14 protein-coding genes are annotated in these 13,896 nt (G+C 63.8%); 3 read left to right on the top strand and 11 right to left on the bottom strand.

Annotation, left to right across the window (positions count from 1 at the left end):
* Window positions 1-334 precede the first annotated feature (334 nt).
* The 3 genes from AB0T83_RS04835 to trhO all read right to left on the bottom strand — a co-directional run bounded on the left by AB0T83_RS04835 (window position 335) and on the right by trhO (window position 4,624).
* Window positions 335-1,672, bottom strand: a complete 1,338-nt coding sequence (locus AB0T83_RS04835) for a S41 family peptidase (RefSeq protein ID WP_366191914.1) — start codon at window positions 1,670-1,672, stop codon at window positions 335-337.
* Window positions 1,673-1,797: 125 nt separating this feature from the next.
* On the bottom strand, window positions 1,798-3,318 hold the full coding sequence (gene gpmI, locus AB0T83_RS04830) for a 2,3-bisphosphoglycerate-independent phosphoglycerate mutase (protein WP_366191913.1): 1,521 nt from the start codon (window positions 3,316-3,318) through the stop codon (window positions 1,798-1,800).
* A 325-nt stretch (window positions 3,319-3,643) separates the two neighbouring features.
* Window positions 3,644-4,624 (bottom strand): oxygen-dependent tRNA uridine(34) hydroxylase TrhO, encoded by a 981-nt coding sequence (gene trhO / locus AB0T83_RS04825; protein WP_366191912.1) that lies wholly within the window; start codon window positions 4,622-4,624, stop codon window positions 3,644-3,646.
* Between the two features lie 97 nt (window positions 4,625-4,721).
* Here trhO and pncA point away from each other — a divergent pair, with 97 nt between their 5' ends.
* Window positions 4,722-5,327: a bifunctional nicotinamidase/pyrazinamidase gene (gene pncA / locus AB0T83_RS04820; protein WP_366191911.1), complete on the top strand. Its 606-nt coding sequence runs from the start codon at window positions 4,722-4,724 to the stop codon at window positions 5,325-5,327.
* Window positions 5,328-5,397: 70 nt separating this feature from the next.
* Window positions 5,398-6,690, top strand: a complete 1,293-nt coding sequence (gene pncB, locus AB0T83_RS04815; protein WP_366191910.1) for a nicotinate phosphoribosyltransferase — start codon at window positions 5,398-5,400, stop codon at window positions 6,688-6,690.
* Window positions 6,691-6,696: 6 nt separating this feature from the next.
* Here pncB and AB0T83_RS04810 read toward each other — a convergent pair whose 3' ends face one another.
* From AB0T83_RS04810 to AB0T83_RS04775, 8 genes are all read right to left on the bottom strand, one after another.
* Window positions 6,697-7,011, bottom strand: coding sequence for an H-NS histone family protein (locus tag AB0T83_RS04810; RefSeq protein WP_366191909.1), 315 nt, complete (start codon window positions 7,009-7,011; stop codon window positions 6,697-6,699).
* 151 nt (window positions 7,012-7,162) lie between these two features.
* Window positions 7,163-8,065: a phosphotransferase gene (locus AB0T83_RS04805; RefSeq protein ID WP_366191908.1), complete on the bottom strand. Its 903-nt coding sequence runs from the start codon at window positions 8,063-8,065 to the stop codon at window positions 7,163-7,165.
* Between the two features lie 62 nt (window positions 8,066-8,127).
* The gene (gene arfB, locus AB0T83_RS04800) at window positions 8,128-8,550 is read right to left on the bottom strand and encodes an alternative ribosome rescue aminoacyl-tRNA hydrolase ArfB (protein WP_366191907.1); all 423 of its coding nucleotides are present in this window, start codon (window positions 8,548-8,550) and stop codon (window positions 8,128-8,130) included.
* 277 nt (window positions 8,551-8,827) lie between these two features.
* Entirely contained in the window at window positions 8,828-9,451 is a 624-nt protein-coding gene (locus tag AB0T83_RS04795; protein ID WP_366191906.1) for a queuosine precursor transporter, read from the bottom strand.
* Window positions 9,452-9,511: 60 nt separating this feature from the next.
* Window positions 9,512-10,459: an esterase-like activity of phytase family protein gene (locus AB0T83_RS04790; protein ID WP_366191905.1), complete on the bottom strand. Its 948-nt coding sequence runs from the start codon at window positions 10,457-10,459 to the stop codon at window positions 9,512-9,514.
* A gap of 74 nt (window positions 10,460-10,533) precedes the next feature.
* Window positions 10,534-11,445, bottom strand: coding sequence for a penicillin-insensitive murein endopeptidase (gene mepA, locus AB0T83_RS04785; protein ID WP_366191904.1), 912 nt, complete (start codon window positions 11,443-11,445; stop codon window positions 10,534-10,536).
* A gap of 3 nt (window positions 11,446-11,448) precedes the next feature.
* Window positions 11,449-12,792, bottom strand: a complete 1,344-nt coding sequence (locus AB0T83_RS04780) for an MFS transporter (protein WP_366191903.1) — start codon at window positions 12,790-12,792, stop codon at window positions 11,449-11,451.
* Between the two features lie 55 nt (window positions 12,793-12,847).
* The gene (locus AB0T83_RS04775; RefSeq protein WP_366191902.1) at window positions 12,848-13,411 is read right to left on the bottom strand and encodes an acyl-CoA thioesterase; all 564 of its coding nucleotides are present in this window, start codon (window positions 13,409-13,411) and stop codon (window positions 12,848-12,850) included.
* Between the two features lie 135 nt (window positions 13,412-13,546).
* Here AB0T83_RS04775 and AB0T83_RS04770 point away from each other — a divergent pair, with 135 nt between their 5' ends.
* On the top strand, window positions 13,547-13,834 hold the full coding sequence (locus AB0T83_RS04770) for a YggT family protein (RefSeq protein ID WP_366191901.1): 288 nt from the start codon (window positions 13,547-13,549) through the stop codon (window positions 13,832-13,834).
* The last annotated feature ends 62 nt before the right edge of the window (window positions 13,835-13,896 follow it).

The following is a 13,896-nucleotide window of genomic DNA, read 5'->3' as shown; positions in this document are numbered from 1 at the left end:
GGGATGGCGGGATCCGCGAGTTCCTCTGCGACGAGCAATGTGACGCCGACCTCATCGAACGCATCATGGCCGACGAGTAATACCGGTGAGGCAAGACGGCCCTCGGCGTAGCTTTACGTTGAAACAGGCAATGGGACGCGAGGGCGATCTTTGGCAAACGGTTGACCCCCAGGGGCCACGGGCAGGGGCGCGGCAACTTTTTCTTGTCAAAAATACTCAACCCGGCGCAACCGCATCCACCAACACCATGCGCATTCAATATCGCGATGCACAGGCCAAGGGCTGTTTGCACCCGGACACCCGCAGCGTAAGACGCGCGGGTGTCCGGCCCGGATCAATCCGCGCGAGTGCTCAGCGCGGCCAGACCGTTCAGAACGTCGATGGCATAGGCCAGCTGATAGTCCCGCTTACGCAGGTCGGCGGCGGCCTTGGCGCGGGCCTCGTCCTCTTCCAACTGGCGCATCTCGTCGTCGCTGATCGAGTCGTTGCCGAGCGAGCCGCGCAGGTCGGCCTCGCTGCGGGTGTGCGCATCGTCCTCGGTCTGATCGTCCAGCTCTTCCGTACGCGGCGGCTGTTCCACGATGATGTCGGGCGACACGCCAAGCGCCTGGATCGACCGGCCGGACGGCGTGTAATAGCGCGCGGTGGTCAGGCGCATGGCGCCGTCGCCGCGCAGGGGCATGACCGTCTGGACCGAACCCTTGCCGAAGCTCTTGGTGCCGACGACGATGGCGCGGCGGTGATCCTGCAGGGCGCCGGCGACGATCTCGGACGCCGAAGCCGAACCGCCGTTGATCAGCACCACAAGGGGCTTGCCTTCGGCCAGATCGCCTTCGGTGGCGTTGTAGCGCTCGCTGTCCTGAATATCGCGGCCACGGGTCGAGACGATCTCGCCCGCGTCGAGGAAGGCGTCGGACACGCGGATTGCCTGGGTCAGCAGACCGCCGGGGTTGTTGCGCAGGTCCAGCACGATGCCCGAGACATTCTCGATCCCGCCCAGCTCCTCGACCGAATTTTTCAGGCCTTCCTGCAGATTCGGGAAGGTCTGGTCGTTGAAGGTGGTGATGCGCAGCACCACCGCGTCGCCCTCGGTGCGGGCGCGGACGGCGGTCAGCTTGATGGTGTCGCGGGTGATCGACACGTCGAAGGCCTCGTCCAGCCCTTCGCGCACCACGGTGATGATGATCTCGGACCCGACCGGCCCGCGCATCAGCTCCACTGCCTCGTCAAGGTTCAGACCCAGCACACTTTCGCCATCCACATGGGTGATGAAATCGCCGGCTTCGATGCCCGCCTCGTCGGCAGGGGTGTCATCTATGGGCGAGACCACCTTGACAAAGCCGTTTTCCTGCGTGACCTCGATGCCCAGCCCGCCAAACTGGCCGCGGGTCTGCACGCGCATGTCATCGGCATCCTTGGGCGACAGATAGGAGGAATGGGGATCGAGCGAGGTGAGCATGCCGTTGATCGCCGCTTCGATCAGATCGGTCTCGTCCACTTCCTCGACGTATTGCGCGCGGATGCGTTCGAAAATATCGCCGAACAGGTCGAGTTGTTCATAGACCGTGCGCGCCTCACTTTGTTCCTGCGCCAGAAGCGGGCCGGCCACCTGCGTGGTCAGAACGGCCCCGGCAAGGGTGCCTCCGATCGCGGCCATCACGAAAGATCTCATCTGCGGGCGGTCCTTTCCTGTCCGGATCCCAGCGGGACCCCTTTGGGATCATATAATGCCTATTCCAAAAGGGGGCGCCAGTTCCAACCGCGCCTCCGGTCACAATTCCGTGGATTTCCGCCTCTCTAGCGGCGGATCAGGCTTTGACCGGTCATTTCCTCGGGCTGGGGCAGGCCCATCAACTCCAGCAGAGTGGGGGCCAAATCGGCCAGGCGGCCGTTTTCCAGCCGCGCGCCCACCGGGCCGCCGACCAGGGCCACGGGCACCGGGTTGATGGTATGGGCGGTGTGCGGGCCGCCGGTTTCCGGGTCCACCATGGTTTCGCAATTGCCGTGATCGGCGGTCACAATCATCGCGCCACCCGCCTTGTCCAGCGCCGCGGTGACGGCAGCCAGGCCCCGGTCCACGGCCTCGCAAGCCTTTTTGGCGGCGTCCAGATCGCCGGTGTGGCCGACCATATCGGGATTGGCGTAATTGGTGACGATCAGGTCATAGCCCGCCTCGATCGCCTCGACGAATTTCGCGGTCACCTCGGCGGCCGACATTTCCGGGGCAAGATCATAGGTGGCCACCTTGGGCGAGGGCGGCATGGACCGGTCTTCGCCCACTTCCGGGGTTTCCTTGCCGCCGTTGAGGAAGAAGGTCACATGGGGGTACTTCTCGGTCTCGGCCAGGCGGAATTGCGTGCGGCCATGCTTGGCGACCCAAGCCCCCAGCGTGTTGATGATGGAGCGTTTGGGAAACACCGTCTTGAACCACGCGTTGTGGTCGTCGGAGTATTCCACCATGCCCAGCAACGCGGCCCAGTCGGGACGGGCGCCGATGTCGAAGTCGGTAAAATCGGGCTGGGCGATGGCGCGCAGGATCTCGCGCGCGCGGTCGCCGCGGAAGTTCAGGCAGAAGAAGCCGTCGCCGTCGCGGGCACCGGCGAAATCGCCGATCACGGTGGCTGGGATGAACTCGTCATTGGCGCCCGTGTCATAGGACTGGGTGACGGCGGTGACCGCATCCGGGGCGGCCTTGCCCGTGGCGAGCACCATGGCGTCATAGGCAGAGGCGACCCGTTCCCACCTGTTGTCGCGGTCCATGGCATAGTAGCGGCCGATGACCGTGGCGATGGTGGCCCCCTCGGGCAGGGCGTCTGACAATTGCGCCATGAAGCCGGCGGCGGATTGTGGTGGCACGTCGCGGCCATCGGTGATGGCATGCAGCGCCACCGGCACCCCCAGATCGGTCAGGGCACAGCAGGCGGCGACCACGTGATCGATGTGGCCATGCACGCCGCCGTCCGAGATCACGCCCATCAGATGCGCGGTGCCGCCGCTGGCCTTCAGGGTCTCGGCAAAGGCGACAAGGGCCGGGGTCTTGGCGAAGGAGCCATCCTCGACCGCCAGATCGATCTGGCCCAGATCCATGGCGACGACCCGGCCCGCCCCGATATTGGTATGGCCAACCTCGGAATTGCCCATCTGGCCGCTGGGCAGGCCCACATCGGGGCCGTGGGTTGTGAGCTGGGCGGTGGGACAGCTGGCCATGATCCGGTCGAAGGTCGGAGTGTCGGCCAGCGCCGGGGCGTTGGCGGTGCTGTCGGGATTTGCGCCCCAGCCATCAAGAATGCACAGGACAACGGGTTTCTGGGTGGACATGGGGGCACTCCTTCGATCGGCACGCGTTGGCCTTCATATAGCGGTCCGGGCTGCATTGTGCGAGGGGCAAGGGGAGGCTCCCGCCGCCTGGACGATCTGGCGATCGCAAGCCGTTGGGCTGGGCAGGCGCGGGCTGCGCCCGCGCCTGCGGGTGCACGGAAGCGGTATGCGGGCTAGGGGACGGCTTGTGTGTGGGGTATTGCTGAGAGGCCGTTTGCGGGCAGGTCTGCCACAAACAGGCCATCGCAAGGATGGGGGCGAGTCGCGCCCGCCTCAAGGCCGCTCGTGCCTCGGGCCTTGACCCGGCCCCGACTCACTGGCCCGGTCAATCGGCGGTATCGGCGGTATCGGCGGTATCGGCGGTATCGGCGGTATCGGCGGTATCGGCGGTATCGGCGGTATCGGCGCGGCCCAGGTGTTTCTCGCCGCGCGCCTTGGCGAGCGCGATCTGCTTCTGGCGTTCGCGGAAGCGGGCCTTGTCGGCCGGGGAGGTTTCCGCGAGGCACTGGTGGCAGGAGACGCCTTCCTCGAATTCAGGCCGGTCGCGATCCTCCGGCAAGATCGGGCGGCGGCAGGCATGGCACAACTGGTGCGGGCCTTCGGCCAGACCGTGGCCGACACTGACCCGCCCGTCGAAGACGAAGCATTCGCCCTGCCAGAGGCTGTCCTCGGCGGGCACTTCTTCAAGGTATTTCAGGATGCCGCCCTTGAGGTGGTAGACGTCGTCCACCCCTTCGCCCAGCAGGTAGTTGGTGGATTTTTCGCAGCGGATACCGCCGGTGCAGAACATGGCGATGCGCTTGTTGTGGAAGCGATCCTTGTTGGCCGCCCACCAGGCCGGAAACTCGCGAAAGCTGGTGGTTTCGGGATCGACGGCATTCTCGAAAGTGCCGATGGCGACCTCATAGTCGTTGCGGGTGTCGATGACCGCCACATCAGGGGCCGAGATCAGCGCGTTCCAGTCCTGTGGGTCCACGTAGTGGCCGGTGCCGGCCAGCGGGTCGACCTGCGGTTGGCCCATGGTCACGATCTCGCGCTTCAGGCGCACCTTCATGCGACCGAAAGGTTGCGCGCTGGCGGTGCTTTCCTTCCACTCCAGATCGGCACATCCGGGCAGGGCGCGGATATGGGCCAGCACCGCGTCAATGCCGTTGCGCGGCCCGGCGATGGTGCCATTGATCCCCTCATGCGCGATCAGCAGCGAGCCTGTGACGTCCTTCTCGGCGCAAAGCGTCCGGAGCGCCGGGCGCAAGGCGTCTGGGTCATCGAAACGGGTGAAGTGATAGAGGGCAGCCACGATATACATGCGCTGCCATCTACGCCTCTGCCACCATGGAAACAAGGGCATCGGTTGACCCATCGCAGCGCGTTCCATAGTCAGGAAGCAGACAAGGAGACCTGCCATGCGGCCAGACAGCGACGCCCTGATCGTGATCGATGTGCAAAACGACTTCTGCGAGGGCGGGGCGCTGGCCGTGCCCGGCGGGTCGGACGTCGTGGCGCCGATCAATGCGCTGATGGCCGAGTTTCCCGTGGTGGTGCTGTCGCAGGACTGGCACCCGGCGGATCATGCGTCTTTCGCCAGCCAGCACCCGGGCCGCACCCCGTTCCAGATGATCGACATGCCCTATGGGCCGCAGGTGTTGTGGCCGGATCATTGTGTGCAGGTGAGCAGGGGCGCGGATTTTCACCCGGATCTGGATGCCGACAGGGCGCAGATGATCGTGCGCAAAGGGTTCCGCCGCGAGATCGACAGCTATTCGGCGTTCTTCGAGAACGATCACGTCACGCCGACCGGTCTGGACGGCTATTTGCGGGCGCGCGGGGTCACCCGGTTGACCTTCGTCGGGCTGGCGCTGGATTTCTGCGTGCAGTTCTCGGCGGTGGATGCGGCGCAGGCGGGTTTCGAAGCCGAGGTGCGGCAGGACCTGTGCCGGGCCATCGATCTGGACGGCTCGCTGGCTGGCGCCCGGGCGGCGATGGCCGCCGCCGGTGTCGCGCTGATCTGAGGCCAAGCGACGCCCCTTGCGCTATCCCCTCAGGATTGCTCTAGTATTTCAGGGACAGGAGGGTCGGCCCATGGTGGATATCGCCACGCGCGTCTACAATCACAAATGGAAGATCGACCCGATCATCCGCTCGTTGATCGACACCGATTTCTACAAGCTGCTGATGTGTCAGTCGGTGTTTCGCAACAAGCCCGACACTCATGTGGAATTCAGCCTGATCAATCGCAGCCGGAATATCCGGCTGGCGGATGTGATCGACGAAGGCGAATTGCGAGAACAGCTGGATCATATTCGCAGCCTGTCGCTGAGCCGGGGCGAAAGCACCTGGCTGCGCGGCAACATGTTCTACGGCAAGCGCCAGATGTTCCGGCCCGATTTCATGGAGTGGTTCGAGAATTTCCGCCTGCCGCCCTATCATCTGGAAAAGCGAGACGGGCAGTACGAACTGACCTTCGAAGGCCGCTGGCCCGAAGTCATGCTGTGGGAAATCCCGGCGCTTTCGGTGTTGATGGAATTGCGCGGACGGGCGGTTCTGAATGCCATGGACCGCTTCGAATTGCAGGTGCTCTATGCGCGGGCCATGACCAAGCTTTGGGAAAAGGTGGAACTGTTGCGGCCTGAGCCGGACCTGCGTATTGCCGATTTCGGAACCCGCCGCCGCCATTCCTTCCTGTGGCAGGATTGGTGCGTGCGGGCCATGCGGGAAGGGCTGGGGGATCGCTTTGTCGGTACCTCGAATTGCTTGATCGCCATGCGCCGCGAATTGGAGGCCATCGGCACCAATGCCCATGAATTGCCCATGGTCTACAGCGCCCTGACCGACACGGACGAGGACTTGCGGCAAGCGCCCTATCGCGTCCTCGCCGATTGGCACGAGGAACACGAAGGCAATCTTCGCATCATCCTGCCCGATACCTATGGCAGTGACGGCTTTCTGAAAGAGGCGCCCGACTGGCTGGCGGGCTGGACCGGGATCCGCATCGACAGCGGCGATCCGGCCAGCGGCGCCGAAACGGCCATCGCCTGGTGGAAGGAACGCGGCGAGGATCCGCGTCAGAAGCTGGTGATCTTCTCGGACGGACTGGACGTCGACAAAATGCTGGAGCTTCAGGCCCGCTTTCGCGGGCGGGTGCGTGTGTCCTTCGGCTGGGGTACCCTGCTGACCAACGATTTCCGGGGACTGGTGGCCGAGGACGCGCTGGCGCCGTTTTCGCTGGTGTGCAAGGCGGTCAGCGCGGATGGCCGCCCAACGGTGAAGCTGAGCGACAATCCAAACAAGGCAATGGGTCCGGCGGATGAGGTGGCGCGTTACAAGCGCGTGTTCGACGTCGGTATCCAGAAGCCGCGCGCGGTCGTGGTCTGACCGCGATCAGGCGATCAGAAGATCGTCGGCCGAGGCGCCGCCTTCGATGGCGTCCTTGAACCATTGCGGCTGGCGGCCACGCCCACTCCACGTCAGGTCCGGGTTTTCCGGGTGTCGGTATTTCGCCGGACGGCTGACGCCGGATTTCTTGGCGTGATCCACGATCTCATTCAGCGAAAAACCGAATTCACGAACCTTGGCTTCCGCCGCGGCCAATGCTTCCTTGCGACGGCGTTCCTCGAAGGTTTCGATCGCCCGCCCGACTTTGGAGCGCAGAGATTTCAGTTCTGTCAGGGAAAGTTCGCTCAGATCGATATCCATGTGTCAGCCTTCTGTTTTCAAGATCACTTCAATTACAGGAGTGGAATAGAGTTTGGCAAGGTTCATTTTCCGTACATTGGAATTGTCTCGCACAAGAAAATGAATCAGTCGTTTATTCAGATTGCCAATTGAATTTACGATGGATCAGGACCTAAAGCTTTGAAAGTAATGCACTTGCAGCCAGAATGCGGGCGCCGGGAGTAGAGTTGTCCAGTGTAGTGTCACATGCGCCCGGTTGAAAAATTTCAACACATTCGCTTATGACGCCGTACAGAATCGCTGCTTTGTCGCTTTCCTTCAGCAAAATTCCGCCACTTTCATAAGATCGGCAGATGGCCTCGAATACCGATTCCAGTCGGTCCGGGTCTTTTTCAAGAGTCAGGAGTCGGCTGAGATCTCGAAGCCGGTCCCCGGTTCCGGCAGTGTCCATATCCGTCAGATAGAGCGTGTGATCAGCTTCGAGCGTTTCGGAAAGCTCAAGCTTGCCAAGACAAACACGGGACTCATCGCAGGACTTCGTCAAAGCCCCGGACAAGCGCGATAACAATTCCGCGATCTCGGTCTGGCCCTTGCTTTCGAAATGCGCGATGGCGGCATTGGGATCGAAATTGCGATCGGGATTCGACCTTGCCGGGAATGGCAACGGGTCAATGGACTCCGCACTCAGGTGGAAATCGGCCAGCAGTGCCGCCAGATCTCCATATGTGGCCAGGGCGGCATCGCGGTTTTCGGGAATTTGCACCGGGTGGCCGTGAATGGCCTGCTCCATCACGGCGACCGATGGGGCCTGTTTCAGGTGGACCACAAGGTCGCCGCTGCGGGTGCGTTGAGGCCAGGGACAGGCAAAGCCGGTGTCGGCCAGCGCCTCTTGCCAGCGGGCGCGGGCGGCGACCCGCTCGGCCTGCGCCTTGGGATAGAACTTCAGCCGGGCAGACAGGCGGGGGGTGAGACGGATTTCGAAGATGCGCCCAGACCCGGGCGAGGTTACGCGCGGTGCCTGTGTGTCGACCTGCCAGGCAGCGGCCACATCCTGTGCGAAAACGGCGTCATACATGGAATTCTCTCCGGTCGTCAGGGCACTGTTTGCGGGCGTCGGCACCGCAGGCAGGTCTTGTCCTACTCATCGGGTGCCACCTTTCCGCGCAGGGATTTCACCTGCCCGCGCTGGGTCTTGGCCTCCAACCGCCGCCGGATCGAGCCTTTCGTCGGCTTGGTCGGGCGCCGCCGTTTGGGCGCAACCAGCGCCTTGCGGACCAGATCGGCCAGCCGTTCGCGGGCAATCTCGCGGTTGCGGGCCTGGCTGCGGGTGTCCTCGACCCGCAGGATCAGCGCACCGTCATCGGTCCAGCGGCGTCCGGCCAGACGGCGCAGGCGGGTCTTGACCGGCGCGGGAAGATGCGGACTGCGGGCGGCTTCGAACCGCAGTTCAACAGCGCTGGACACCTTGTTCACATTCTGCCCCCCCGGCCCCGAGGACCGGGTGAAGTTCTCGGTGAACTCCCAGTCTTGCAGGGTGATGTCGGGCGAAATCTCAATCATGACCTGTGGACCGTTACGAAAAGGGCCGCCCTTGGGCGACCCTTCGAGACTGAAAGGAGGGGGTGAAATGGATCTTCATCCCCGGCCGGTGGGTATACCGCCCTACGACTTACTGTCGGGCTTGCCCCCGAAACCGGAATTCACACCTCTCTCCAATACCTCTCTTGACACTGGATCACCTCCTTCCGTTTGTTTCCGTTGGAGGAAAGCGTGCCACGATCCGGGAAAATGTCAAAGCAAAATCTCGCGAAGTGTCGGGGAAGGTGAACAGGGCAACTCAGGCCGGTTGCGCGGACAGGCGGGCCACGAGGGCGCGGAACGGCACAAGGGCCAGCAGCGCCAGCGCCAGTTTCACCATCCAGTCGGCCACGGCCAGCGACACCCACAGCGGGACCATCGGGCCCGCGCCCAGCAGCGGCAGAGCTTCATTGGCCCAGGACACATCGTTGCCGGGTTCCAGGAACACCAGGCTGGCGGAAAAGGCGAGGGTGAAGAACAACGCGGTATCCAGGCTGGATCCCAGCAGCGACGAGGCCAGCGGCGCGCGCCACCATTTGCCGCCGCGCAGGCGGTCGAAGATGGCCACGTCCAGCAGTTGCGCGGTCAGGAAAGCCGTACCCGACGCCAGCGCGATACGCAGGGTGACCAGCGGTCCGAATTCGCCGTGGATCTGGGTGCCGATCAGCGAACAGGCGATGCCGACAACGAAACCGGCCAGAACCACCTTGCGGGCCGGGCCGGGGCCATAGACGCGATTCATCACGTCGGTCACCAGGAAGGCCAGTGGATAGGTGAAGGCGCCCCATGTCAGCCATTGGCCGAACAGGAATTGCACCAGGATGTTTGAGGCAACGACGATGGCCGCCATGGCCATGATGCCGGGAAGCACGCGAGGGGTCATGTATCTGATCCGTTTTTGCAAGGTAGCGGAGACTTGGATCGCGAAGGCGAACGGGGCCATCTAGCCGCAATTGGTGCGACAATCAAGACCATCTCGCCACTCCGCCGGCAGGCGGTACTCGACGATCTCGGTGCGTTGCACGGATCTGAAGTTGTCGTCCGACACCATGGTCAGGCGAATGTCGCCGGCCTCATCCGCCCAGACCGCGAGGCCTTCCAGATTGTCATGGGTGCCGAAAAACGTCTCGAGCAGAAGCTGTTCGTCGGTCAGGCCGTTGGCTGTGAATGCGAAACTTCGGATGCGGCTGGCAAAACCCAGGATCGGGACATAGTGCCGTTCCAGCAGGTAGAGCCGCCCGTCCGGGCCCAGATCGGCGCCCACGGGCAGGAACTTTCCGTCGCGGCGCAGGGTATAGGGCACGCTCCAGCGCTTGTTTTCGAAACGGAAGACCGGGAACGGACGCTCCCATTCCCCCGACCGCTCGGGGATGGCGATGGGGCGGTTGCGCGGGTCCAATGCCAGCGCCTCGAAGCCCGAGTTTTCCTGCAACACGTCCAGCCAATCGCCGGGAGGCAGATCGCGGGTCACGCCGGTGTCGGCATCCAGAACGCCCACCGTGTGCGAGGCTTCCGAGGAATAATACAGAACCCCGTCCGGCACCTGCGCCAGCCCTTCGGTATCGGCCCCCTGGCTGATCCGGGTGCGCCCCTTGGTGTCGGTCAGGTCGATGGCCGGGGTCACGGTGACGCCTGACAGCTTGCCACCCTCGCGCTGCAACACGCCCCGAAACATCACCGCACGGTCCGAGAGGCTGATGAAGGCGCTGCCGTTCTGATCCAGTTCCAGCGCCGAAAGTCCGCCGAACCGCGGCTCGCTCGGCATGCTGAGCATCAGTTCCCCTGCCGGGATCAGCACCCCTTGCGGCACCGGCGCCACGGCGGGCAACAGGGCGGCGGCGGCCAGCGCAGGCAGGCAGCGTTTCAGAAATGTGCGGCGCGTTCGGGTCATGCGGGGTCCAGGGTCACAGGGATACGTGCAGCCCTGTCTGACCCTTCAGGCGTGCCGAGACAAGCGCTGCGCCCTCAATTTGCTGCCAGGATCCAGCGGCACTGCTTGGGAAGATCGGCGAGGGTGAAATCGCGCACGTTCTTTTTCTTCGGGGCGGGCTTGGCCGGTTTGCTGTCGGGTTTCTTGGTGGGGGCCAGCGCCTCGGTCACCCACCAGTTCAGCGTGTCGTCGCAGCCGCTGCCGCCCTTGGACAGATCTTTCACCGAGGGTTTCTGGGTCACGCAGCCTTTGCTGCCCTTGGGGCATTTCAGCCGCACGTGGAAATGAAAGTCATGGCCCCAGTACGGCCGGATCTTCTGCAACCACTTCTTGTCACTGCGCGAGGACGCCTTGCACAGCTGGATCTTCACAGGCGGGGTCACGAAAATGCGGTCCACCGCCGGATCGCGCGCAGCAGCTTCCAGAATGGCGGCGTGCTGCGGGGTGTAATTGCCGTTGACGCGGCGCTGATCCTTGGTTCGTACCGAGATCGAGCTGATCTTCTCGCGCTGGTTGCGGCTTAGCTTCAGCGATTTCGCCGGCAGCATCCAGATGTCGATATCCAGTCCGATCTGGTGGCTTTGGTGGCCCGAGAGCATCGGCCCACCCCGCGGCTGGCTGATATCCCCGATATACAAGCCCTTCCAGCCGGGCTGTTTCGCGGCCTGAGCGCTGAGCCGTTCGATGAACTCGATGGCTTCGGGATGGCCCCAGTTGCGATTGCGCGACAGGCGCATCGCCTGCCATGTGGGGCCGGTTTCGGGAAGCTGCACCATCCCGGCGGCGCAGCCCTTGGCATAGCTGCCGATGCTGTGCGGCTTGTGCGGAGAGGCCGTCTTGGCCGTTCCGAACATGGCATTCGCTTTCTGCTGGGCGCTGGCGGGGTTGGCCAGCGACAGAAGCGGGATCAGGAAGGCGGTCAGGATGGCCTTGCGGACGACTGTCATGGGTCACTGCTCTCCGTCACTTTTGACCCAGCCTAACACGATCAGCCCGCCGATAAAGAGGGCTAGCAAAGGTGTGATCCCCAGCTGCTGGCTGCCGGTGAGGTCTGTGGTGACCGCCACCAGGATCGGCGCGGCAAAAGAGGTCGCCTTGCCCGCCAGCGCGTACAATCCGAATTCCCGCGTGGCGTGGCCCTTTTCGGCCTGAAACACCATCATCGTCCGCGACGAGGCCTGAAGCGCCCCGCCCGCCGCCCCGATCACCACGCCGACGCCGTAAAAGGCGAGGTCGGGCAGGCGGCTGCTGGCCTCGACCGCGACGCCGAACACCGAGGCGCGCGAGATGAAGATCGCGGCCAGCGTCGCGCCGATCAGGCACAGGATCGACACCACGATCACCGGCATCGGGCCGAAGCGTTCGTCGCACATGCCACCGACCCAGGCCACCACGGTCGCCGAGACCACGGCGAGGATGCCGAACACGCCCACGTCGATCACCGACCAGTTCAGCACCCCGGCTGCATAGACGCCGCCGAAGAAATACAACCCGTTCAGCGCGTCGCGGTACAGCATCGAGGCAATCAGATAGTTCCGCAGGCTGGCCCGATGGCGCAAGCCGCGCAGCATGTCTTTCAGGTCGGGCCATGCGGCGCGCGCGGCTTCCAGAACCGTCGCGATGGGCGGCGGCTTGGGGGCATGTACCCAGGCGAAGAAAGGGACCATGAAGATCATGAACCACAGCGCAGTGAACGGGCCGACCGCGCGGGTGCCCTCGCGCATGCTGGCATCCAGACCGAAGGGCGGGTCCAGCCCGATCAGGGTCTTCCCGGTGCTGGCGCTGTCGGCCAAAAACAGCAGCATGAAGACAAGCGCAAGCAACCCGCCCAGATAGCCGAAGGCCCAGCCATTGCCCGACACCCGCCCGATCTTACCCTTGGGCGCAAGGTCGGGCAGCATCGCGTTGGTGAAAATGGTGGCAAACTCCATCCCCAGAAGCCCCAGGCCGAAGAAGGCCAGCGTCATCCACAGGTTGAAACTGTCGGGGGCCGCGGCCCAAAGGCTCCACGCGCCGATCACGTAACAAGCCGAGAACACCCAGATGAACAGCATCCGCGTGCCTGGACCGGTGCGATCGGCGATGGATCCCAGAAGCGGCGCCAGCAGGGCGATCACCACCCCGGCCGCGCCCACGCCGTACCCCCAGGCGGATTGCGCGGCGGTGCCGTCGCCCACCAGTTCGGTCACATAGGGGCCGAAAATAAAGGTCAGCAACAGGGTGTTATACGGCTGACTGGCCCAATCGAAAAAATACCAGCCCCAGATACGGCGGCTGTTCATCTGAAACTGCATTGCGGTTACCCCTGCACGCCGCGACTATGCCGTGCGGGCGCGGGGGTCGCAATGGTCAGGCGGCGCGTGCCTGCATTTGCGTGGGCGTATCTTGCATCGGCGGCCAAGGCCGCAGGGCGTCGGCCTCGGCCCAGGCGCGCACCCAATCGGGCAGCCTCGGCGCGGGCATCGGGCGGCCGAAGGCGGCCAGCACCCGGTCGGTGCGCACCAGCCCGTTCCGATCAGTGACCGCCATGCGGATCAGCACATGCGAGGTGCAGTCCGCCCCCTTCCACATGGCGTGTTCGAGATAGACGAACTTTTCGTCCCAGCCGACACAGCGCGAGGTCATGCGGAGCCGGTCGAACATCCGCACGCGCTTGCGATAGCGGACCGAGGAGCCGGCCACGGTCAGCATCCAGCCTTCGCGGCGAATGATGCGCACGAACCCGGTGCGCCCGGCCAGCACCAGACGGCCCAGGTCGAACAGGGTCAGCACGCGGCCGTTGTTCATCTCCAACCACATGTCCAGATCCCAGGGCCAGCAGATGTGATGCGAGACATGGGTGTCGAAGATGTCCAGCGGCGGCGCGTTTCTGAACTTCCAGAATTCTTTCGACATGCGCAGGAATGGATACATGGCAGACCTCCTGCCCCGGAATTGGGCGCGGGCGCGGTTGACGTCAACGGAAACGTCGCGGCACAAAGGCGCGCGGCTTGTCCTTTGCGGCCCGATTGCCTACTTCCGGTGCAGGTCCGTACAAAGGAAGTTTCCATGACGTCGATACTGCAAATCCTGCTGCTCATCCTGGATGTGGCCTGGTTCATCATGATCGCGCATATCATCATGAGCTGGCTGATCAGCTTTCAGGTGCTCAATCTGGGGCAGGATCTGGTGCGGCAGATCTGGTACGGGCTGAACCGCCTGCTGGAACCGATCTATGGCCCGATCCGGCGCATCCTGCCCGACATGGGCACGCTGGACCTGGCGCCGCTGGTGGCGCTTCTGGCGGTCTATGCCATTCGCATCGTGCTGATGAACAACGCCGCAATGTTCTACTGATTTCCCGGCCTCTGGCGTCTTGCACCACAAGGGGTGGTGTGGGATTGTGGCGGCAACCACAA

Origin of the sequence: Meridianimarinicoccus marinus, from assembly GCF_040689105.1 — a bacterium.
GTDB classification, from domain to species: domain Bacteria; phylum Pseudomonadota; class Alphaproteobacteria; order Rhodobacterales; family Rhodobacteraceae; genus Meridianimarinicoccus; species Meridianimarinicoccus marinus.
This window is presented reverse-complemented; position numbering and strand designations above follow the sequence as displayed.